We start from the raw sequence: 19,845 nt of genomic DNA on the forward strand, positions 1-19,845 counted from the left end.
GCAAAGAGATCATGCCCGACGTCGATTGGAAACCGCTAGATTTCGATCCAGAAGCGCGCCCCGCCACGGATGCAAATCCAATTCGTAATGTCGCCCAGGGGAATTGCCCTGCCGTCGTATTCCGGCAAGCGTTTCCTGCCGAACAATGTGCAGCGCTGGTGCAATATCTCATCGACGAAGATTTGATCTACGACAGCACCACAGCCCTGGTCGCTGAGAAAGCAGTCTCCGCGGGAGTGACTGACAAGTGGACCGGTTTGAATCTCAATCCCGACGGCAGCCCGCGTCGGCGAATTGATATTGGGACCAGCCTAGGCAATATCGGTGAGGATCAAGAACGCTTTCTGAGTGAGTCAGCCGAGACGCACCGCCTCTTCGGGCGATTATTCGCCGACCGGCCCAATCCGATTCAAGTGATCTATGATCGGTTGCAAGACATTTCGCCCGGCAAGTCGGTCGTGACGGCTCACGAACCGGACGGGCGGCAATACGGCCCGGCAATCTTTCGCGTGCATTACGGCGGATACGCCTACGGACCCCATTTCGACAGCGTCCACAATCGCGAAAAACGGACCAACTATGCCGTCTACAAATACCAATCGCAATTGGCCGGCGTGCTCTGCGTGCAAAACACCACGCTCAACGGCGTGACGGCGCAAGGAATTATTCACCGTCAATTTTGGAATGAGCAAGTCGATCCCTGGTTGGCATCGGGACGGTTTCACGATTATGCGGAACAGCAAAACATCGACCGCGTGCAAATTGAATTGCAGCCGGGAGATTTGTATTTTTTCAACACCGGCCTGATCCACGAAGTCCCCGGTGTCCCCGGTGACCTCCCGCGAATCGTGCTGGCGACATTCATTGGCTACAGTGACGATGAAGACGAAGTGATGGTGTGGAGTTAGCCAGAACGCGTACACTCTAGCAAGATTTGCCCGCTCTTCGAAATTGGATTATAAAAGTCCCCATGGTTCACTCGGCATGCAAATCGAATAAGAAAAACCAACAAGCAAACGGAATCCAAAAGCCCTTCCCTTGTCGATGAGCGGCAAGTAAAAACCTTTACCTCCGGCGTCATGCGCCCCAGACGTCAGTGATCGACGGATTTTAGAATCCGCCACCTGTTCAAGCTCGTAAATCATCTGACTCAAGGGCTCTAATTTCACCGAGGGGAATTACCATGAAAATGCGTTGGGAACTGTGTGACAGGGCAGGAGTGGCTGTTATCGGATTGGCTTTGGCGTTCGCGGCCTTCGCGATCCCTCCTTCACTGTGTGCCCAAACTGTAGAACGCCAAAATCATCCGTTGATCGTACCATTGTATCCCGTTCGATTCGGTGACCGATCCTTGGAAAGCACGATTCGCACAGACGAACGCTATGGCCACGACGGTTTGTTCCAAGGTCCGCGGGGATGGGTCTATTGGAATTACCTCGAAAATCCCAGGCCGATCCAGAATTCCAACTTGTGGCCCGACATGCGGTCGACCTATTTCATCGGGCGGTTTGCAATGCCCGCCGGAAGTTCGATGACCCTGCGCGGTACATTTCCCTATGCGCGATTTTTCCAATTCGCGCTCTACCGGTTCGAACGAAATACGTTTGTCGCCTTTGGGGAGTCGTTGCGCGGACCGGACATCGAACCGGACTTGGGGTCGACCAATCCATTTCGAGTCGGCGCGAATCGCTTAGAGGAGGACCGAGACTTTACGATCCATCTCCTTGCTGAGGATCCCCCCAAAGATAGGGCACAGCGAGCCAAGAATACGCTGTATATCGGCCGGAAGGGCAACGATATCGAAGCCGTCATCCGCATCTATCTAGCGGACCAGAATAAGGACGGCACGGGTTGGGGGCCTCCGACTTCGCCATTTGCCAAGCACGGTTTACCAACCTACGAAGCCACACTTGCAGACGGAACCCAATTATCGTCTGAGCAAGTGGTCGAGCAGTTTGCTAAACCGATCGTGGGCGAAACCCAAAAGCCTATGACGGTGGATCAATGGGTACAGCTCGTCCAGGCCAAGGACAACGACCCCCAAATGCCCCCCGAAACGACACCTGCTCGTCATCCGCCTCGTTGGGAGAAGTTTTGGACGATTGCCTATTCCGTCGTGGGCATCTTCAAATCGGCTGAAGCCCGCGCCAAGATCCGATATGCCGGTGCCATGGAGGGGGGCGGCGAGGGGCCATACCTCGTCACCTATCTGTCCCGCCAGTACGGCCCGGTCTACGTGATGCAGGGCAAGATGCCGACATTCCCCGATACCTATGCCGGCAAAGACGGCAAGGGAGCCGCCACCATGCCGGCCGCGCAAACACAATATTGGTCGCTGGTCAGCTGCGAATCGGTCCCCAGCGGTCAGGTTGTGGATGGTCTCAGCGATTTTCAGATTCCCCTGGATAAAGACCGTAACTACACCATTGTTGTTAGCCGTCCTGAAGACCGCCCCAAAAATGCAACACGCGAGAACGGCGTAGCTTGGATCAAATGGAGCCCGCGCGGCGAAGGGCTGGAGGATCCGAGAAATCGACCGGACTTCGGGATGTTGATCCTGCGGATTATGGGAAATGCCCCCAGCTGGAAGCAGCGCCCCGACAATATCTTGACTCCCGGCACTGCGGAAGAAGTGATGGGGCCTTATTTCCCCAAGGGCCGCTATACAACCAAAGAAGCATTTGAGTCGCAGGCCGCAAAAGCGACCATGATCACCGGCCAGGGCAAGACGATGACGCTGACAATGCAGACATTGCCCAACGCGCGCGGCTATCAATACTGTGAGTTGGTGTTCAATTACGGCACAGCCGGCAACGAGATCTACAGTACATCGCCATTGGCCCAGGCCGACCTCGATTGGTGGAATAACCTTGATCTCAAAGCTCTCGCCAAGGAATTCGGCGCAGAGTCTGTGTATAAGAATGGACCGCAGTGGTGGTCGATGGATGAAGTTGGGGTAATGGCATCTGAGCCTGTGCCAGTCGCCGGTGCAAAAATGGTTTTTGGCGCGCATCTTCCCGCCGGCACGTTGAAGATCCCGAATTACACCGTTTTCAATCCCGCCAAAACACAGAACCTTTTGTGGAAAGCGGGCAAACCCGTGTATCAACTCATAGATCCTGACGGCCATGTCTACGTACTGCAGGGACAAAAGATACCGAAAGATTCGATCGCCTCGCTGGGAAAACGATTAAAAAAAATGCCTGAAGGATGGAAGTTTCGCGTGAAGGTTTTGGACGAAGATTTGGTGATGAAATTGTCACCCCAGAAACCGATTCCTTCTGTCCAAGACGAATTTAACCAGATCTACATTCGGATTCCGGAATAGCGTCTGATTTCGGTGGTGCAGTTTTTGTGAAGTCATCCCCTAAGTCGGGGCCCCTGCCCGGTCCACAACCTTTGCGAGCAACTTTCAAACATGTCAGAAAATCCGGAAAATCAAAACCAACCCCTCGAAGGGCATGCGGCGCATGCGCGGGAGGCAGCCAAGACCGGGGTGTTGGGCTTCGCCGTGGTGACGTTGTCCGATACCCGCACGGCGGAGAATGATAAGTCGGGGCAATACCTGCACACTGCGATCGCAGCTGCCGGGCATCGCGTCGTGCAGTATGCCGTGGTCAAAGACGAACCGGCCGATGTCGCCGCGCAATTGCAATCCGCTCTTGATGATCCCGAGGTGGCGATCATTGTGACCAATGGCGGAACGGGTATCGCCACGCGCGATACGGCCTATGAATCGGTCGTGGGCATGCTGGAAAAACAGCTCGATGGTTTTGGCGAGTTGTTTCGCATGTTGTCCTATGAAGAAATCGGCGCCGCCGCCATGCTCAGCCGCGCCGTCGCCGGCATCGCCGCCGGCCGCGTGATTTTTTCACTCCCCGGCTCGACCAAAGCCGTTCAATTGGGAATGGAAAAACTGATCCTACCGCAGGCCGGGCATTTGTATTACGAGTTGCACAAGGATGGCGGAACGGGGTGAGGCTTGAGGTGACAGGCAAGAGGGATGGTGCTGAGCGGTGATGGCTGAAGCCATCGCATCGAGAACCCCCGTAAACGGGGGTAAATTTCTGACTGAATATCCGTCACACAAACCCGACGTAAACGACGGGCCTAATACCCGCTTTCAGCGGAGAAAGTCCCGTAAACGGACTCGATAGATTGCTGATTTGCTGGGCGCGAAGTCAGACGACCACCACAAGACAGCAACCACTCGCCACTTCTGGCCACCGGCCACTGACCACTTCCCCACAACCAGAAACTGAATAGCCACCACAGCAACCGTTTTCTATGATGTCCGCATGGATGCTCCCAATGCTGTTCCCGAAACCTCACCCTCGCCGCTGCGCCGGTTGTGGGGCGTCGTCAAATGGGTCTTGTTTGCTCTGCTGTTGGTTGTGGTCAGTCATCGCGGGTGGGGATTGTGGAACGATGTGCAAACCAAGGATGTGCAATTGCACTTTGGTTGGCTCGCCGCGGCGGTTGTGTTGTATATCGCTGCTTGGACTCCCGCTTGGTGGTATTGGCGATGGCTGTTGTCGGCCGGGGGTGATGATATCTCTGCGCTCCAAGTCGCCCGCGCCTACTTTTGCGGGCATTTGGGGAAATATATCCCCGGTAAAGCAGGCGTGATTTTGATTCGGGCGGCAATGATCGCCGGGGCGGGGGGCACGTTTGTCCGTGGCGGACTGACTGCCGGATATGAATCATTGACAACCATCGGCACCGGCGCGGCCGTGGCGGCAATGCTTTCGCCATGGATCTTTCCCGGTCTCCCGCAACGTCCCGGTTGGGAATGGCTGTCGTCGGTTCCCGGTTATCCGTACACTGTTCCGGCAGTGGTGATCGTCGCCTGTTTGGCGGCATTGCCGCTGATCGCCAAACTGTTTACACGGTTGTCCCGCAAGGCGGGTGGCAGTTCCGGCACGGCGGATTCAGACTCTTCGTTGCTAGAGAGTTCCCTCGTGGCGCAAGGGGTTTCCACGCGACTGCTGTTGGTGGGATCGCTGATGGTCATCATCGGTTGGTCTGTGCATGGTTTGGCGCTGGGCTGTATCATTCGCGGCAGTGGCGTCACAGACGTAAGTCTCCTCGACTGGCCGTTATGGACCGCCACCATTGCTGCGGCCATCTCGGTTGGATTTGTGGCAATTTTCGCGCCGGCCGGGATTGGGGTTCGGGAATTGATTGTGGTCGAATCGCTGAGAAATTACGTCAGCCCGCAACAAGCGATTGCGGTCGCGGTACTGTTGCGATTGGTGTCGTTAATCGGAGAATTGATTGCGGCCGGCGGATTGTGGCCGTTTGGTGCGAAGATACAGCTTGATGTAAAGAATAGTGAGGGAGCGACGCCATAATGCTATCGATTGTGATCCCCGTCCTGAACGAATCGGAAAGCCTGCCGCAGTTGCACGCGGAGATCGGCACCGTCGCGGCACAAGAGAATCTGGACGTCGAACTGGTCTTTGTCGACGACGGCTCGACAGATGATTCCTGGCAGGTCATCGAGAAACTCGCCGAACAGGACCAACGCGTGCGGGCGATTCGTTTCCGCCGCAACTTCGGCAAAGCAGCAGCCCTCTCGGCCGGATTGGAAATGGCGGACGGGGAATTCATCATGTCGATGGATGCCGACCTGCAGGACGACCCGGCGGAGATTCCGCGCTTTCTGGAGAAACTCGCCGAAGGGAACGACGTCGTCAATGGGTGGAAGCAGCGGCGGTTGGACCCTTGGCATAAGGTGTATCCCAGCAAAGTCTTCAACTACATGGTCAGCAAACTGACCGGGTTGAGTCTGCACGATCACAATTGCGGCGTGAAATGTTTCCGCAGCCAAGTCGCTCAGGAGATCGAACTGTACGGCGAGTTGCATCGCTTTGTGCCGGTGCTAGCGCATGCGCAAGGTTTTCGCGTGGCGGAGTTGCCGGTGAATCATCGTTCGCGAGAATTCGGGCATTCCAAATATGGAGTCCGACGTTTTCTGCGAGGGTTTTTGGATCTACTGACGGTCAAATTCCTGACCGGTTTCGGCCAACGACCGCAGCACATGCTGGGCGCGACCGGGTTGTTGTTCTTTGGGATCGGCGGTTTGGGGATTGGGTACCTGACCTTGGTGTGGATCCTGACCAATGTGTTCGAATTCGGATTCGGCCCGATCGGCGGTCGGCCGTTGTTGGCCTATTCGATCGCGTTTGTGCTGCTGGGCGGCCAGTTGATGTCGTTGGGCTTTTTGGCCGAATTGGTCGTGGCGAACAGCCCCCGCTCGACGCGACGGTATAGTATCCGCGAGCGAATTGCGGGGGCCAATCAGGCCGAGGAGGCTGAGGGAACCTAAGCTGGCGTCGAGAGGATTTGTCCGGCCAATAGCTCCCCCGGGAAGGTTTGCACTAGCGTTGCCGTATTTGTAGGGTAAAATATCCCTAAGCCTGCTCACTGTTGGTCGGTTCAAAACGAGTGATGCTTGTCACCGCTAGGGAGGTGTTTATGGTCGATCCTCAAGATGAACAAACGTTGAATCTCGAAGTCGATTGCCTCGATGAATTAGGACGCGCCCTCTCTCCAGAGCAATCCGACGATCCGCAACTACCGGTCGATCAAACGATCCCGGTCCCCGGCCATTCCTGCCACCGCGACTCAAAGCCCAGCGAGCTGAGCGCCAGCGATTTCGGTATTCCCGAAGCGTAGTCGGCGCAGCTGTGCTCGATCACCCCGCCCGCAGTTGGCCGCGTGTCAGTCGTTGAACATAGGTGACCTGGGTGTCACTGGCTTTGCCACTGTTTCGTAAGTATCCCGCGCCTCTCAAGTTGCACTGGCAGACCCAGTGGCACCCGGCCTAAATCATCATTCCGCACAATGTACTCGTGTTGTACGGCGCTGTAGCTGCGCGCGAAACCGCGTGCGTTAGTTCCCCCCAGGCAAGGTACAGGGGGCGGTGCGCGCAGCGGGGTTTTGCGCGTCTGGGTAGAAATTTCCGCATAAACGAAAAAATTGGCGATTTATCGTTTGCAGAATCGGTACCACACGGGTAATCTTAACCGCAGATGTGGGGAATCGACCCAAAATGTTCTTTAACAACCAGTTGATTGTGGGTTTCAGGCCCAGTAGAATAAACGTTCGTGGTCACCGTGATCACCAACGCTTACGCATCCTGTTTTTCCACCCTTTCCGAGTCAGCGAGTTCAGCCTTGGCGACCGCACAACTCATCACCGGCGAATTCCGGCGGTCCTTAGATGACCGTTTCCGGCTCAGTTTGCCGGCCGAGATGGCGACAGCGGTCACCGATGAATCGGGTGAAACGATTCTGACCAAGGAACAATACGGCTGCATTAGCTTGTGGCGGGCGGAAGAGTGGCAAAAACGGATTGATGACGGCCTGGGATTGATACAGCAGAAGATACAAGCGGGCAAGATGGAGCAACGCTGGGAACAAGTCCAACGTTTTGGGCGGTTGCTCTCCACCCGGTCGCGAACCGTCAAATTGGCGAATCGAGCTCGGTTGGTGATTCCAGAAGGCTTTCGCGAGTTTCTGGATGTGCCGGCCGGCAGCGATGTCATGCTTGTCGGAGCATCGATCTGCGTTGAAATCTGGAATCCACAGGCTTGGCTCGACTACTTGCGTGGTGAGATGCCGGAGTTCGGACCGCTGTTTAAAGATTTAGCGGACTGACCCCTCTTTCACGCAAAAGCAACTTTTATGCATGCACCAGTTGATATGCCCGGCACGTTTCGTGAGAAGGTGATTAGACTTACTCGGTCACCCCTTCCTCTGCCAAAACGACCCATTCTTGAGTGTCGCTAACACGCATTCAGACCATGGACGGACAATTCGGCAGGGATGCCGCTTTCTCTAATAACGGCCGGGCATGTCGCATTCTTTGGGCGCAATTCCAGCGCTGCGACATCGATACGACGATTCGTTCAGGGATCGTTCTGTAGAGACAAACCCGCAGCGCTTGCCATTCAACAACTATCTCAAAATGGCTGCCCTTGCCAATTTTGGAGAATTGGAAACAATAGAGTGTAGCCCCACCTCGATATCTCGTATTTCATCATCATGCTTATAACGGGGCAAAACTGGAGAGGAGAGGTTGTCGAAATGAATGACTTTGTAGAACCTTTGGGAATGACGATTTTGATCCGCAAGGACGAAAACCGTCAGGTCACCAAAGGAGGAATTGTCCTACCGGATCAGGCGGAGATTCCCACAATCACTGGCCGGATTGTCGAGGTCAGCGCTCAGATTGAGCGCGATGACGACTTCCCGGTGCGCAAATATGATAAAGTGCTGTTCAATCCCAAGCACGCCATTCCGGTCGATCTGGAATCGGATAATGTACTCTTTGTTGTGCCGATTGAAGATGTGGTGGCTGTTTTTCGCCGGGCCCCGGATCGGGCACCGACGGCAAGTTCGACCGATGAAGACGCGAGCGACCGCCTGGACGGCGACGAATTTGAAGACTAACGTGTGTGTGAGGCGATTCTCGCGATGGTGCGGGACTTGGCTATGACGATTGACGGATTAATCGCAACAAAGGACAACCGCACGTGCCCGACGCCGCTGGAGAACCGACGCCTACGAATCCGCCTGCTGCTGCGGAGGATCGCCACATTGACTGGTTGCCGGCCGGGAGTTGGATCCTCTACGATCTAGCGAACACGATCTACGCCGCTGCGATCACGTACGTGCTCATGCCGTATTTCAGCGACACGTACAAGTATTATACCCCCATCGGCGTCACGCAAACGCTGACGATGATCGCCTCGGGATTTGCGGTCCCGATGATGGCTTCGATCTGTGATCGCACGGGGCAAACGCGGTTGTATTTGACGGTGTTCACTGTCATATGCATCGGCTCGATGTTTGGTTGGGCCCTCTGGACGACCGAGTTTGCGCTGTTGGCTTTTCTAGCGATCGGCGGCTTCGCTTATCAAAACTCACTCGTGTTTTACAACGCGCTGTTGCCCTCGGTGGCGCCACGTTCGCGCACCGGTTTGATATCGGGTCTGGGGGTTGGCCTGGGCTACTCCGGCACGATCGTGACGATTCTTATCGCGCTGCTACTCACCAAGTATTTCGGCTTGGGATTTAAAGCGACGTGCGGCGTTTGTGCGGCGCTGTTTCTGCTGACCGCTCTTCCCTGTTTGTTGTTCGTCAAAGAAAAACGGCACATTGACCGCCAGCCGCTTTCGTGGGAGGTTGTGCGTGAACGGGGCGCCGATTTGTGGGGCACGATTCGTGCGATGCCTCAGCACCGCACGGTGATGTTTTTCTTTCTGGGGAATTTCTTTTTGGTCGACGTGCTCAACACGGCCATCCTGTATTTCGCCGCATTCACGCAAGTCATTTTTAAGGCCCAAGCTGAGGCCGGAGATTTGTTTCTCTTCGGCATGAAGTTTGATCAATCCAGCACGTTTGCCATGATCATGGGATTGGCGCTCTGTTCGTTGGCACTGGTGTTTGGCAGTTTCAGCGGGTGGTTGTCGGACCGAATTCACCCGTTGCAAGTCTTGCGCGGCTCAGGCTGGTGCCTGTTGGTCGGCTTGGTCGGTGCGATTCTCACCGGGGGCAAATCACCGGCGTTGTATCTACTGACTTTGGGCGGCGCGGGAGCATTTGGCTTGGCCGGAATTTGGACCTCCGGCCGCAAGGTGCTATTGTTGGTCGCACCTCAAGAGGACATCGCGCAGTACTTCGGCCTGTACGGAATCACGCTGAAGCTATCCGTGATCGGCAGCACGACGTTTGCGTTGGTCTCTGACACGATCTTCAGATCCGAAAAAGCCAAACTCGGTTTCGAGGTCGCTCAAACCCAGGCCCAAAAAATCGCGGTCGATCTCGCACATTCGCACAGCCAGAAGGTCGCCATCGCCTGCCAGCTCATCCAACTGCTGTTAGGGCTGGGCTTGCTGTATGTCATCAACTGGCGCGATATTCCGGATCGAGATTTAGACGACGTCATCGCCGCTGAAATTCCCACGGCGTGATTGAGGGGCGTTGGGACGTCTGCTGTAGCGCGAAAACCCTCACCCCCGGCCCCTCTCCCAGGGGGAGAGGGGGGAGTAATGGGGGATGACGCTGTGCGCTTTTCACTGCTCCCTCTCCCTCTGGGAGAGGGTCGGGGTGAGGGGCAAGCAACGTTAGACGCACAAGACTTAGCAGTTCAGCTGCCCCCGCCAACGAAACTTGGCTCGTTGAAGAGCGCGGTAATTGTGGCTTCTTGCGGGTTGCGTTGGGCTCGGGGTTGAGGTGCGTTGGGGCGTCTGCTGTAGTGCGAAAACCCTCACCCCCGGCCCCTCTCCCAGAGGGAGAGGGGGGAGTAATGGGGTGCGATTTCACTGCTCCCTCTCCCTCTGGGAGAGGGCCGGGGTGAGGGGCAAGCAACGTTGTGCGATCCCCTGCTAACAAGTCGTCCCGCATCGGCTGCGGGACATTATCCCCACAGCCTATTTCGCGGCTTCGGCGACGCTGCTGGCGAGTTCCGTCAGCTCTTCGGGCGCCATCTTCCGCATGTCTTCGTTGATCCGCATCGAGCAGAACTTGGGGCCGCACATCGAACAGAACTTGGCGCTTTTGAAGGTTTCTTGCGGCAAGGTTTCGTCGTGCATTTCACGAGCCCGTTCGGGATCGAGCGACAGTTCGAATTGGCGGTTCCAGTCGAATTCGTACCGCGCTTTGGAAAGTTCATCATCCCGATCACGAGCACCAGGGCGATGGCGGGCGACATCGGCGGCGTGGGCGGCGATCTTATAGGCGATCACCCCTTCGCGGACGTCTTTGGCATCGGGCAGTCCCAGGTGTTCCTTGGGAGTGACGTAACACAGCATCGAAGCGCCGTGTTGTCCAGCGATGGCAGCACCGATGGCGCTGGAGATGTGGTCGTAACCCGGCGAGATGTCGATCACCAACGGGCCGAGCACGTAAAACGGCGCGCCGTGGCAGACTTCGATTTGCCGTTCCATGTTCATGGGAATCTGATCCATCGGCACATGCCCTGGACCTTCGATCATGACTTGGTTGTTCTTCGCCCAGGCACGCTTTGTCAGTTCGCCCAGCGTATCGAGTTCGGCGAACTGCGCCTTGTCCGACGCATCCGCCAGACAGCCGGGACGCAATCCGTCGCCGATGCTCCAGGTAACATCGTACTGGTACATGATGTCGCACAGGTCTTCGAAGTGCGTGTAGAGCGGATTTTGTTGGCGGTGGTGCATCATCCATTGTGCCAGCAGCGAGCCGCCCCGGCTGACGATTCCCGTGATGCGATTCATCGTCAGCGACAAATGCTCGATCAGCACGCCGGCGTGCAGCGTCATGTAATCGACGCCCTGCTTGGCCTGATGTTCGACCATGTCGAGCATGTCTTGCGGCTTCATGTCCAAAAATTCGTTGAGGTTCTGCACGACCTGATAGATCGGCACGGTCCCGATCGGGACGGGGGACGCGTCGACGAGGGTTTGGCGGATCTCATCGATCCCCGCTCCGGTGGAGAGGTCCATCACCGTGTCGGCACCATAGTGGACGGCGGCGTGCAGTTTGTCGAGTTCTTCACCGGCATCGCTGGTGACGGCGCTGTTGCCGATATTGGCGTTGATTTTGCACTTGGCGGCGATGCCGATGCCCATCGGCTCCAGGTTTTTGGCAAGGTGGACTTTGTTGGCCGGGATGACCATCCGTCCGGCGGCAACTTCGTCGCGAATCAATTCCGGCGCTAATAGTTCGCGAGCAGCGACGAATTCCATTTCGGGGGTAACTTCACCCTTGCGGGCACGTTCGATTTGGGTCATGGCAGCGACCGCCTCCGTTGCGTGTGGTTCGATCCGAGGTTTTCGGCTTTATCGGCCGGTCGTCTCGCGGTAATGTGGAGTCGTGATAGGTGCGGCAACTGGGAGGGCAAACGCCATCGTGTGTCCTCCCGTTGCTAGTTCTATCGTAGTTTTCCGGATGGGAATGTCAACGCGGCGGGCTGGAAGCGGCATTTGCCGCACAGCCGCCCTAGCCTTTGATCAACGGTGGAGCGCCCAAACCATGTCCGAGCCCAGTCAAGTCATCTTTTCGTTCGGATCACAACTCTGGAAATTCTTCCCCCAAATCGGTGGGGTCGGAGTGATTTGGCTTGTGGGGCTATATCTGTGCTATTCCCGCCGCGACCTCCCCCAAACCCCACGGATGTTGATTGCGATATCGCTGGGGACCCAGTTGTTTTCGCTGTTCGCGATGATGGTATTCTCATGGATTGTGATGACGATCATGAATGAAACCAGCAATTCCCACGACGATATTCGCTGGTTCGCATTGGTCTACAATTACACTCAGGCGTTTTTGCGGATGCTGGCCCAAGGGTTGATGCTGTACGCCATCTTCGGCAACTTTCGCAGTCGCCCCAACTGGGATGCGGTGGCGATGGAGTCGGAGATGCCGGAGGAGTAAACCACGACGATTGGGATCGTTACTTGTGGTCGCTGTTGGGGCTGAAGTCCTGCTGCGGGTCCTCAGGTTCGGCAGCTGGCGGTGCGTCTTTGTCGTGCGCGGCCAGCCATTCCCGCAAATGCCGGCCCAATTCTTGGCCGATTTCTTGTTCGTCGCCAAAAATAATATCGGCGCCGCTGATGGCGAGGTCGTTGACATCGCGCTGGTAACGGGACCGCACGACCACGTGTGCATTGGGGGCCAAGCCGCGGACCGCCTCGACGACCATTACAGCTGTCCGGTTGTGCGGCACGGTGACGATCACCGCTTTTGCGTCGCGGACGCGGGCGTGTTCTAGGACCTCGTATTGCGTGGCATCGCCAATATGCCCGTCAAATCCCAACTCCTTCGCTTTTTTGACACCCTCATGGTTTAAGTCGACAACCACAACTTTGATGGACGAAGCACGAAGCGCACCAGCGGCGATTCGGCCGGCGGGTCCAAAACCAACGATGACGATGTGTCCGGTCACAGCGGTCGTCAACGCGCCGGGTGGGCTGACGCTACGGCCCCGAAAGACGAACTTTGCCAACCGGTAACCGACGCGTCCCGCATAGGAGAGCAATAGCGGGCTGAGCAGCAGTGAGACAATTGTTGCCGAGACAATCAACAAATGGGTCTCACGCGATATCGCGCCCACCGTGCGTGCGACCGCGCCCAGGACAAACGCGAATTCGCCAATTTGCGACACACTGATTCCGGTGGTCGCTGCAACGGCCGGGGACTGCCCCAGTCGCTGAAAGATAATCCACGTCACCGCCAGCTTGACGAGCATGATTGCTGCGGTTGCCCCCACGACCAGGAAGAGATGGCTGGCAATCCAAACCGGATCAGCAATCATCCCAGCCGATCCAAAAAACAACGTCAGCAAGACCACGCGGAGCGAAGAGACGTCGGCGCGGATTTGCGTGGCGAACGGCGAGCCTCCCAAAATCATGCCCGCAATGAACGCTCCCAACGCGGGTGAGATCCCCGCGCGGTGCGCCACCCAGGCCGAACCGAGTCCAATCACCACAGCCAGGATCGTTGTCAACTCACGGTTGCGGACCAACGTCAATCCCCCCAGCGCGCGGGCGGCGACGACGTTGAGCAAAATGTATAAACCGGCAATCAACAATCCGGCGGTTAGCATGATCCAACCGACATTCACGGCGATCTCACGAGCTCCTTCTCCACCGGCGAGTACGGCAATCAGAATCGCCAGTGGGACCACTGCGATATCCTGCACGAGCAAAATCGCCAAACTGTTTCCGCCGTAGGGCGTATCGATTTCGCCGCTTTCCATCAACGTCCGCAGGACCACTGCGGTGCTGCTCAGGGCGACCATGGCGCCGACAGCGACCGCTTCGCGGATGCCCAGGCCATATAAGCAGGCGACGCCGGTCATCGCCGCCAGCGTGACGGAGACCTGCAAAATCCCGCCAATCAGCGCTTTGTTGCCCAGTTTGCGGAGCCGTGCCAGCGAAAATTCGAGTCCTAAGCTGAACAGCAGCAGCGCGACTCCCAGCTCGGCGATCACCTCGATTTCCTGTTCGGATTTGACGAGATGGATGCTGCCTGGGCCGCCCAATAGCATTCCCGCGATCAGATAACCGACGAGCGGGCTTTGTCCGAAACGGGCGAAGACGCCCCCCAGGATCAGCGCGCCGGCGAGCAAGGCCACGATTTCAAACAGAAGTTGCCAGATGTCCAACGTTACAACCCTTCTTCCACGATGAGCGCACTCACAATGGTGGTGCGTCGCAGAAGAATACACGCCGTATCAAACCCAGCACAAGAGCCATCAAGGCCCGCGGTTGCACAATTCGACGTCGTGGCCAAATCCCCGAGCCTTGCCGTGGACCTGGAAGCGAACCCTTGCCTTCAGAAAGCAATACCGAAAGACCGCAGCGCACGTCTTCAGCTGCTACTTGCGTTTTTTGTCGAGGTTCTGCTTCAGTTCCTCGGGATCGACCTGAGAGGCGATGCCTTCGGCGGGGACTTCAGCGCCGGCGGTCCAGGCAATGGCGTTGAGAACCAGCTTGCGGAAATCGTCGTCGCCCCAGTTGTTGTGGAAGTGCCCCCCGGTAAAACCGAAACCACGGCCGCCGTCGGGACGCTCGATGGCCCAGCTCAATGTTTCTAAACGACCGGGATGTTCAGCTGCCGCTTGGGTGCGACGCACGTCATCCGGCGGGGTCGCCTGGACAATTGGTTGGACATGGTCCGCTTCAACAGGAAACCGGATGTTGAAATACCATTCGTCGTTGAGATGAAAGGGTTTCACGCCGCGCGTGATTGGATGCTCGGGCAGGCTGTCGACGTTGGCGATCCAATGCGGATTGGTTGAGTAGTCGGTCTCGTAGTAGCCGCCGATCCAATCCAGGTATTCCGGTCCGCCCCGCTCTTTGGGGACTTCGACGGCGTAGTGCACACAGGCTAGGCCGACCCCTTTTTTCATGAGGTCGTGCATCTCCCGCAAATTTTCCCCTTGGATTACCGGATGCCGCGATCCGCCATCCATGAACAAAAAGATGGTATCGGCGTTGTCAAAAGCGGTCGGATCTTTGGGCCAGCCGTTCAAATAACCTTGGGCCAACAGTCCGGGGACTTCGTTGACGCAGCGTTCTAACAATAGCACTCCAGCATTGAATTCGTGATGCCCCGGCGCGTGACTGGGGGTCCCGGCAACCATCACGACCTTTTTGCCTTGCGCCAGTTTAAGGCGTTTGAGACGGATGTTGCGAAACTGTACGGTCATCGGCGGACCGGCGTGCAGTTGCAACGCCAACAAACCCTGCATGGCCCGTTTTTTGGCATCATTGTCGGTCAGGTCGATGGTGACATGCCCATTGATCTTGTGGATCAAGTGGTTGCCTTCGGCGATGATCGTGTAGTCGTTCCAGTCCTCTTTTTTAATCGACTTTTGAATCGCGGCTGGATCGCCGACGGAACCTGAGGGCGTGATTTTTCCGTCCGCTCCGATGACCACTTTTTGCCCGCGTAGCGCTAGAATCCCGCGGGCCTTTTCTTCGTAAAGAATGCCCGAATACTTCTCACCCGCTTCGTAGTCGGCTTGATATCCGCTGAGCACCCATTTGTCGACAGCCTTGCTGCGATATTGAATGCCGCTGTTGCCGTCGATGATTTTGACTTGCAACCGCAGTTCAAAGTCGTCGACTTTGCCACCTTCCCAAATCAGGAACGTGTTGCCCTTTGTGGGATTTTCCTTGGTCGTCTGACCGGTGATCGCACCGTCGCGGACCGACCAAAACTTGGGATTCCCATCCCAACCGGTGAGGTCCTTACCGTTGAAAATGCTTTTAAATCCCGGTTCCGGTTCTTCAGCATGGGCGAGTGTCGCGCCCCAAAGGACGAGACTCCCTAGGAACAAAACCAACAGGCGGCGAGATGTAGCGGTCATGGAGTCCTCTCTGCGATTTGTCTTATTTTTAGGTGTCGGCGGGGGGTAGCTGGCTGTGTTGGGTCACACGAAATACGGTCAAAAAATGGCCCGCATTTCGTGCTTTCCCCAAGTCTACAAAGTTTGCCCAAATTGCACCAGAAACCGGAGAGCCAAGTTGTTGGGCCAAACCCCACCTGCCAGACGTCGCGCCGCAGCTTGCGGCTAGGCAGGTGCTGCACCCGCGTCGTCCATGCCGGACGGCATATTCTTGGCGGCAAAGGCGAGCATGACCATCGACCAACCGCCGATCAACATGTCGATCCCGACAAACAGCCCGATGACCCACAGACCTGATTCGGGCCATTCCTGCAGAATCATCCCGCCCAACACGATTGACACCACACCGTGCAACAACAGCCAGATCTTGTGTTCCATTTTTGTCATCAGGCAGATGGCAATACGAAAAATGCCGCCGGCAATCAACAGAATCGCGATGAGCATGGTAAACGCGACCGCACCTTCCAGCGGATTTTTAATGAGCACGATGCCCATCAGAATATACAACGCCGCACTGACCGCATCGATAAAAAAGCCCTTCCACTGTTTCCGCCAAAAGAAGTTGGCTGCCTGAATCACACCGCTGAACAGCAGCAGCCAACCTAAAAACATAACGGTCAGGCCAGTCATCCAGACCGATGACCCGATGGCGGCCATGCCGGCGATAATCAAAAGCACTCCCAGCCCCAGGAACCAACCCCAGTTGTGACGCAGTTCTTGAATTCCGACGAGCATTGCTGGTGACGACGGGCCGAGTTGATCTTGTGACATGTGCGTGTTTCCTTTGTCGCGGATAAGGTTTTCTATGAGAGTTTTCAGACAGAACGGCAATCTGCAACAACAGCGGGCACTTGGAGCCCCCGCTAAACTACTCGACAGCTGGGGCCAGTTTTTTTTGCAGGACGATATATCCTAGCACACCCGAAATGGCCGAAGCGGTCAACACGCCCAATTTTGATTGGCTGTCGAACGCTTGGTCCGTAAAAGCAAGCCCACTGACGAACAACGACATGGTGAATCCCACACCGGCTAAGCAACTAATGCCCCACAGTTGTCCCCAGGTGACGCCGGCGGGCATCGCGGCTAGTCCGCTGCGGATGGCCAACCAGCTAAACAGCATCACACCAATTTGCTTGCCGACGATCAATCCCAACATCACGCCGAGCCCCACGGTGATGGGGGCACCTGAGAGACTCTCGATGTCGATTGGCACGCCGGCATTGAGAAGCGCAAATAGCGGTAAGATGATAAAGGTGGTGATGGGGTGCAGTCGGTGTTCCAGATTGATACCTGCCGGGATCATATCCTCGCTGGCAACGTAAATATCGCTCAGGTCTTCCAGTTGTTTTTGATCGCCGATCATACTATCCCGCGTGAATTCGGCCGCTTCGAGCTCATCGAGCTTGCCGCGGCAAAGTTTGAGATACTCTCGGGGATCAATTTTTGCCCGCACCGGGACGAGTAGCGCGATCAACGTGCCGGCAATCGTGGTATGCACTCCCGAGGCCAAGACCGCCACCCAAACGGCGACTGCTAACAACAGATAAATTCCGGTGTGACGCACATTCATGCGGTTGGCAACGAATATCCCAGACAAAAATGCCGCCGCCACGGCCAATGCCATGATGGATATTGTGTCCGTATAAAAAATGGCGATCACGACGACCGCTCCCAGGTCATCCACAATGGCCAATGCTGTGAGAAAAACTTTGAGCGAAACCGGTACGCGGCTGCCAAACAGCGATAGCGCGCCCAATGCAAAGGCAATATCGGTCGCCATGGGGATTCCCCACCCCCGCATGCCGGGGCCGCCAAAATTCAAGAACGTGAAGAGCAGCGCCGGGACCAACATCCCCCCCAAAGCCGCACCAACCGGCAAGGCCGATTTCTTGAGTGAGGAGAGCTCGCCGACCAACAACTCCCGTTTGATTTCCAAACCGACGACGAAGAAAAAAATGGCCATCAACCCATCATTCACCCAGTGATGCAGGCTCATTCTGAAATTGTGCACATCTGCAAACGAGGTCGCCCCTTCCGGCCCCCAATCGAGCCCAATATGTTCGTGCAAGACATGGTGATAGCTCTCGGCCCAGGGAGAGTTGGCCCAGATGAGCGCTATCGCTGAACAGGCTAGCAACAAGATGCTGCCGGAGACTTCCGATTGGAAGAAACGCTGAAACGTATTGGGAGAACTACCGGAAGCCGGTGAACCCATGCCTTCGTCCTTATCAAACATCGGTGAGGAAATCGTGGAACGCGGACATGATAGCGGCTAGTTGTGCCACCACGCCAGAACAAATAACAAGGAGTCCGTGGGAGGGAAGTCTGGAGAGTCGGCAGGTGCTGCCCACAAGCTGAACATCGCCTGGATCGGTGGGTCGCTAAAACGACTTCTGGTGGGATCAGGGGTCGTTGACGTGCAGTAAGATTTTCAAAGTATCCGTGGTGCGTGCGATTTCAAAGGCTTCCAATGCAGCGGATAACGGCAGCCGGTGATCAATCAAGGGAAGGACCTCCACTTCGGCATTTTCCAAAGCAGACACAGCCCGGTCAAACGGTCCGCAGCGTGATCCGACGACCGTGATCTCATCAATCACCAACGGGGCCAACGTCATTTCCGGCGTTCCCGCCACGGTGGTTTTGAGCACAATCGTGCCACGTGGTTTGATAATCTGGCAAGCCGTCGGCAATCCGCTGGGAGATCCTGTGCAATCCACCACCATATCCGCACAGCGGTCGGGCGAGAGGTTTTCTAACAGCTCGGTGGCAATCCCCAATTTTTCCAACAGGTCTAATTTCCGACGATGTTTGCCGACCACCGAAACCGTTGCTCCGGAGAGGCGGATCACCTGCGCGCACAAGTTGCCCAACCGACCATCCCCGAGGACCACAACCTGCATCTCTTTGGAGAGCGGAATCTGCGCCGGAATCTGGAATGCCGCTGCCAATGGCTCGGTAAAGACAGCCGCCTGAGTAGAGATTTCATCCGGTACCCGATGCAGATTCGCTTCCGGGATAGCAATGTAGTCAGCAAAGGCGCCGTCGTGATTCAAAATGCCGAGTACCGTGCGGTGCGGACAATGTGTGGCCAGCCCCTGCCGGCAAGTTTCGCAGCTACCACAGGAGCAATTGATTTCACCCACAACGCGTTGCCCGGCAAAGCGTCCCGTTTCGGCAACGCCCACAAATTCGTGTCCTAAGATGCCGTGAAACCCCATGTAGCCTTGGACGAGTTGCAGGTCGGTCTCACAGAGACCTGCCAGCAGCACGCGGACCAACACTTCGTTTTCGCGGCAAACGGGCTGCGGAATATTCTCGCGAAACGAGATTCCGGTTTCATCAAACATGACAGCGCGCATGGAACGGTCACTCACTTACGGTTTTTGACGGGGCGACCGAGAACGGACGTTCAGACCAGCACATCCCAGATCCGATTCAAGATCAGCAAAATCCCCAAGCCGGCCCACATTCTCATTTCGTAACGGATCCAGCGGGGATCGCTGACGCGCTGCTGCCAGGGAATCAACAGTCGATAGGGGACCTGAGCGAGGATGACCAATAACACCAGCCACCCTAATCGGTGCACGCTCAACGACTCGGCCAGTTGACCATGGACCAGATGAATGGTGCTCCGCGTCATCCCGCAAGCGGGGCATTCGACTCCCAGCCAACTTCGGGAATAGCATATATCTGGCAGCTGCCAGCTTGAATTGCCGAGGAGAGACACGTGGTCGGTCCCCACGACCTGCAGGAACCAGCCGGCCAATGGGATCAACACAGCCAATGCTATCCAAAACCAATCGCCGCCACGAATCCGCCGCCGTACTGCGGAGGCAGCGGACAAACGGCCGGACGAGTTGGCGGGGGCAATCGGCATGTGGAAGCCGCAAACAACAAATAGGGACGAAGGGGATTCGATCACTCATCTGTCGACGTCGACAT

The 19,845-nt window shown here is 56.4% G+C and carries 17 protein-coding genes; 10 read left to right on the forward strand and 7 right to left on the reverse strand.

Translation table 11 applies throughout. The annotated features are described in order from the left end of the window. Positions 1 to 11 precede the first annotated feature (11 nt). The 9 genes from Mal52_RS22650 (at position 12) to Mal52_RS22690 (ending at position 9,982) form a co-directional block, all read left to right on the forward strand. Positions 12 to 908 carry a 2OG-Fe(II)-dependent halogenase WelO5 family protein gene (locus Mal52_RS22650; RefSeq protein ID WP_145378798.1) on the forward strand — a complete coding sequence of 299 codons (897 nt, stop codon included), beginning with the start codon at positions 12 to 14 and terminating at the stop codon, positions 906 to 908. A 275-nt stretch (positions 909 to 1,183) separates the two neighbouring features. Next, positions 1,184 to 3,328 (forward strand): hypothetical protein, encoded by a 2,145-nt coding sequence (locus tag Mal52_RS22655; RefSeq protein ID WP_145378799.1) that lies wholly within the window; start codon positions 1,184 to 1,186, stop codon positions 3,326 to 3,328. Between the two features lie 90 nt (positions 3,329 to 3,418). Then, complete coding sequence (locus Mal52_RS22660; RefSeq protein ID WP_145378800.1) at positions 3,419 to 3,979, forward strand: MogA/MoaB family molybdenum cofactor biosynthesis protein; 561 nt, start codon at positions 3,419 to 3,421, stop codon at positions 3,977 to 3,979. Between the two features lie 319 nt (positions 3,980 to 4,298). Then, the gene (locus tag Mal52_RS22665) at positions 4,299 to 5,354 is read left to right on the forward strand and encodes a lysylphosphatidylglycerol synthase transmembrane domain-containing protein (protein ID WP_145378801.1); all 1,056 of its coding nucleotides are present in this window, start codon (positions 4,299 to 4,301) and stop codon (positions 5,352 to 5,354) included. Further along, positions 5,354 to 6,331 carry a glycosyltransferase family 2 protein gene (locus Mal52_RS22670; RefSeq protein WP_145378802.1) on the forward strand — a complete coding sequence of 326 codons (978 nt, stop codon included), beginning with the start codon at positions 5,354 to 5,356 and terminating at the stop codon, positions 6,329 to 6,331. Before Mal52_RS22665 ends, Mal52_RS22670 begins: the two co-directional genes overlap by 1 nt. Before the next feature lie 149 nt (positions 6,332 to 6,480). Then, positions 6,481 to 6,681 carry a hypothetical protein gene (locus Mal52_RS22675; RefSeq protein ID WP_145378803.1) on the forward strand — a complete coding sequence of 67 codons (201 nt, stop codon included), beginning with the start codon at positions 6,481 to 6,483 and terminating at the stop codon, positions 6,679 to 6,681. A 500-nt stretch (positions 6,682 to 7,181) separates the two neighbouring features. Beyond that, positions 7,182 to 7,664, forward strand: a complete 483-nt coding sequence (locus Mal52_RS22680; protein ID WP_145378804.1) for a division/cell wall cluster transcriptional repressor MraZ — start codon at positions 7,182 to 7,184, stop codon at positions 7,662 to 7,664. A gap of 429 nt (positions 7,665 to 8,093) precedes the next feature. Next, positions 8,094 to 8,459, forward strand: a complete 366-nt coding sequence (locus tag Mal52_RS22685; protein ID WP_145378805.1) for a co-chaperone GroES — start codon at positions 8,094 to 8,096, stop codon at positions 8,457 to 8,459. Between the two features lie 83 nt (positions 8,460 to 8,542). Further along, positions 8,543 to 9,982 carry an MFS transporter gene (locus Mal52_RS22690; RefSeq protein ID WP_145378806.1) on the forward strand — a complete coding sequence of 480 codons (1,440 nt, stop codon included), beginning with the start codon at positions 8,543 to 8,545 and terminating at the stop codon, positions 9,980 to 9,982. Between the two features lie 459 nt (positions 9,983 to 10,441). On the opposite strand, the gene thiC is transcribed toward Mal52_RS22690, so the two are convergent. Further along, positions 10,442 to 11,812: a phosphomethylpyrimidine synthase ThiC gene (thiC, locus tag Mal52_RS22695; protein ID WP_338054799.1), complete on the reverse strand. Its 1,371-nt coding sequence runs from the start codon at positions 11,810 to 11,812 to the stop codon at positions 10,442 to 10,444. A 208-nt stretch (positions 11,813 to 12,020) separates the two neighbouring features. Here thiC and Mal52_RS22700 point away from each other — a divergent pair, with 208 nt between their 5' ends. Then, entirely contained in the window at positions 12,021 to 12,422 is a 402-nt protein-coding gene (locus Mal52_RS22700) for a hypothetical protein (RefSeq protein ID WP_145378808.1), read from the forward strand. Between the two features lie 19 nt (positions 12,423 to 12,441). On the opposite strand, the gene Mal52_RS22705 is transcribed toward Mal52_RS22700, so the two are convergent. The 6 genes from Mal52_RS22705 to Mal52_RS22730 form a co-directional block, all read right to left on the reverse strand. Beyond that, entirely contained in the window at positions 12,442 to 14,154 is a 1,713-nt protein-coding gene (locus Mal52_RS22705) for a cation:proton antiporter (protein WP_145378809.1), read from the reverse strand. 213 nt (positions 14,155 to 14,367) lie between these two features. Beyond that, positions 14,368 to 15,864, reverse strand: coding sequence for a DUF1080 domain-containing protein (locus tag Mal52_RS22710; RefSeq protein ID WP_145378810.1), 1,497 nt, complete (start codon positions 15,862 to 15,864; stop codon positions 14,368 to 14,370). Positions 15,865 to 16,068: 204 nt separating this feature from the next. Then, on the reverse strand, positions 16,069 to 16,674 hold the full coding sequence (locus Mal52_RS22715; RefSeq protein ID WP_145378811.1) for an HdeD family acid-resistance protein: 606 nt from the start codon (positions 16,672 to 16,674) through the stop codon (positions 16,069 to 16,071). Between the two features lie 97 nt (positions 16,675 to 16,771). Continuing rightward, entirely contained in the window at positions 16,772 to 18,118 is a 1,347-nt protein-coding gene (gene nhaA / locus Mal52_RS22720) for a Na+/H+ antiporter NhaA (RefSeq protein ID WP_145378812.1), read from the reverse strand. A 187-nt stretch (positions 18,119 to 18,305) separates the two neighbouring features. Continuing rightward, positions 18,306 to 19,262 (reverse strand): MDR/zinc-dependent alcohol dehydrogenase-like family protein, encoded by a 957-nt coding sequence (locus Mal52_RS22725; protein WP_145378813.1) that lies wholly within the window; start codon positions 19,260 to 19,262, stop codon positions 18,306 to 18,308. 50 nt (positions 19,263 to 19,312) lie between these two features. Next, positions 19,313 to 19,780: a DUF2752 domain-containing protein gene (locus tag Mal52_RS22730; RefSeq protein ID WP_145378814.1), complete on the reverse strand. Its 468-nt coding sequence runs from the start codon at positions 19,778 to 19,780 to the stop codon at positions 19,313 to 19,315. Between the last annotated feature and the right edge of the window lie 65 nt (positions 19,781 to 19,845).

Origin of the sequence: Symmachiella dynata (assembly GCF_007747995.1) — a bacterium.
GTDB classification, from domain to species: Bacteria; Planctomycetota; Planctomycetia; order Planctomycetales; family Planctomycetaceae; genus Symmachiella; species Symmachiella dynata.

Coding starts and splice junctions, on each gene's coding strand:
- nhaA (WP_145378812.1), bottom strand. CDS start 18,118: ATGGGTTCACCGGCTTCCGGTAGTTCTCCCAATACGTTTCAGCGTTTC.
- Mal52_RS22710 (WP_145378810.1), bottom strand. CDS start 15,864: ATGACCGCTACATCTCGCCGCCTGTTGGTTTTGTTCCTAGGGAGTCTC.
- Mal52_RS22655 (WP_145378799.1), top strand. CDS start 1,184: ATGAAAATGCGTTGGGAACTGTGTGACAGGGCAGGAGTGGCTGTTATC.
- Mal52_RS22685 (WP_145378805.1), top strand. CDS start 8,094: ATGAATGACTTTGTAGAACCTTTGGGAATGACGATTTTGATCCGCAAG.
- Mal52_RS22725 (WP_145378813.1), bottom strand. CDS start 19,262: ATGCGCGCTGTCATGTTTGATGAAACCGGAATCTCGTTTCGCGAGAAT.
- Mal52_RS22670 (WP_145378802.1), top strand. CDS start 5,354: ATGCTATCGATTGTGATCCCCGTCCTGAACGAATCGGAAAGCCTGCCG.
- Mal52_RS22700 (WP_145378808.1), top strand. CDS start 12,021: ATGTCCGAGCCCAGTCAAGTCATCTTTTCGTTCGGATCACAACTCTGG.
- Mal52_RS22715 (WP_145378811.1), bottom strand. CDS start 16,674: ATGTCACAAGATCAACTCGGCCCGTCGTCACCAGCAATGCTCGTCGGA.
- Mal52_RS22665 (WP_145378801.1), top strand. CDS start 4,299: ATGGATGCTCCCAATGCTGTTCCCGAAACCTCACCCTCGCCGCTGCGC.
- Mal52_RS22660 (WP_145378800.1), top strand. CDS start 3,419: ATGTCAGAAAATCCGGAAAATCAAAACCAACCCCTCGAAGGGCATGCG.
- Mal52_RS22675 (WP_145378803.1), top strand. CDS start 6,481: ATGGTCGATCCTCAAGATGAACAAACGTTGAATCTCGAAGTCGATTGC.
- Mal52_RS22730 (WP_145378814.1), bottom strand. CDS start 19,780: ATGCCGATTGCCCCCGCCAACTCGTCCGGCCGTTTGTCCGCTGCCTCC.
- Mal52_RS22650 (WP_145378798.1), top strand. CDS start 12: ATGCCCGACGTCGATTGGAAACCGCTAGATTTCGATCCAGAAGCGCGC.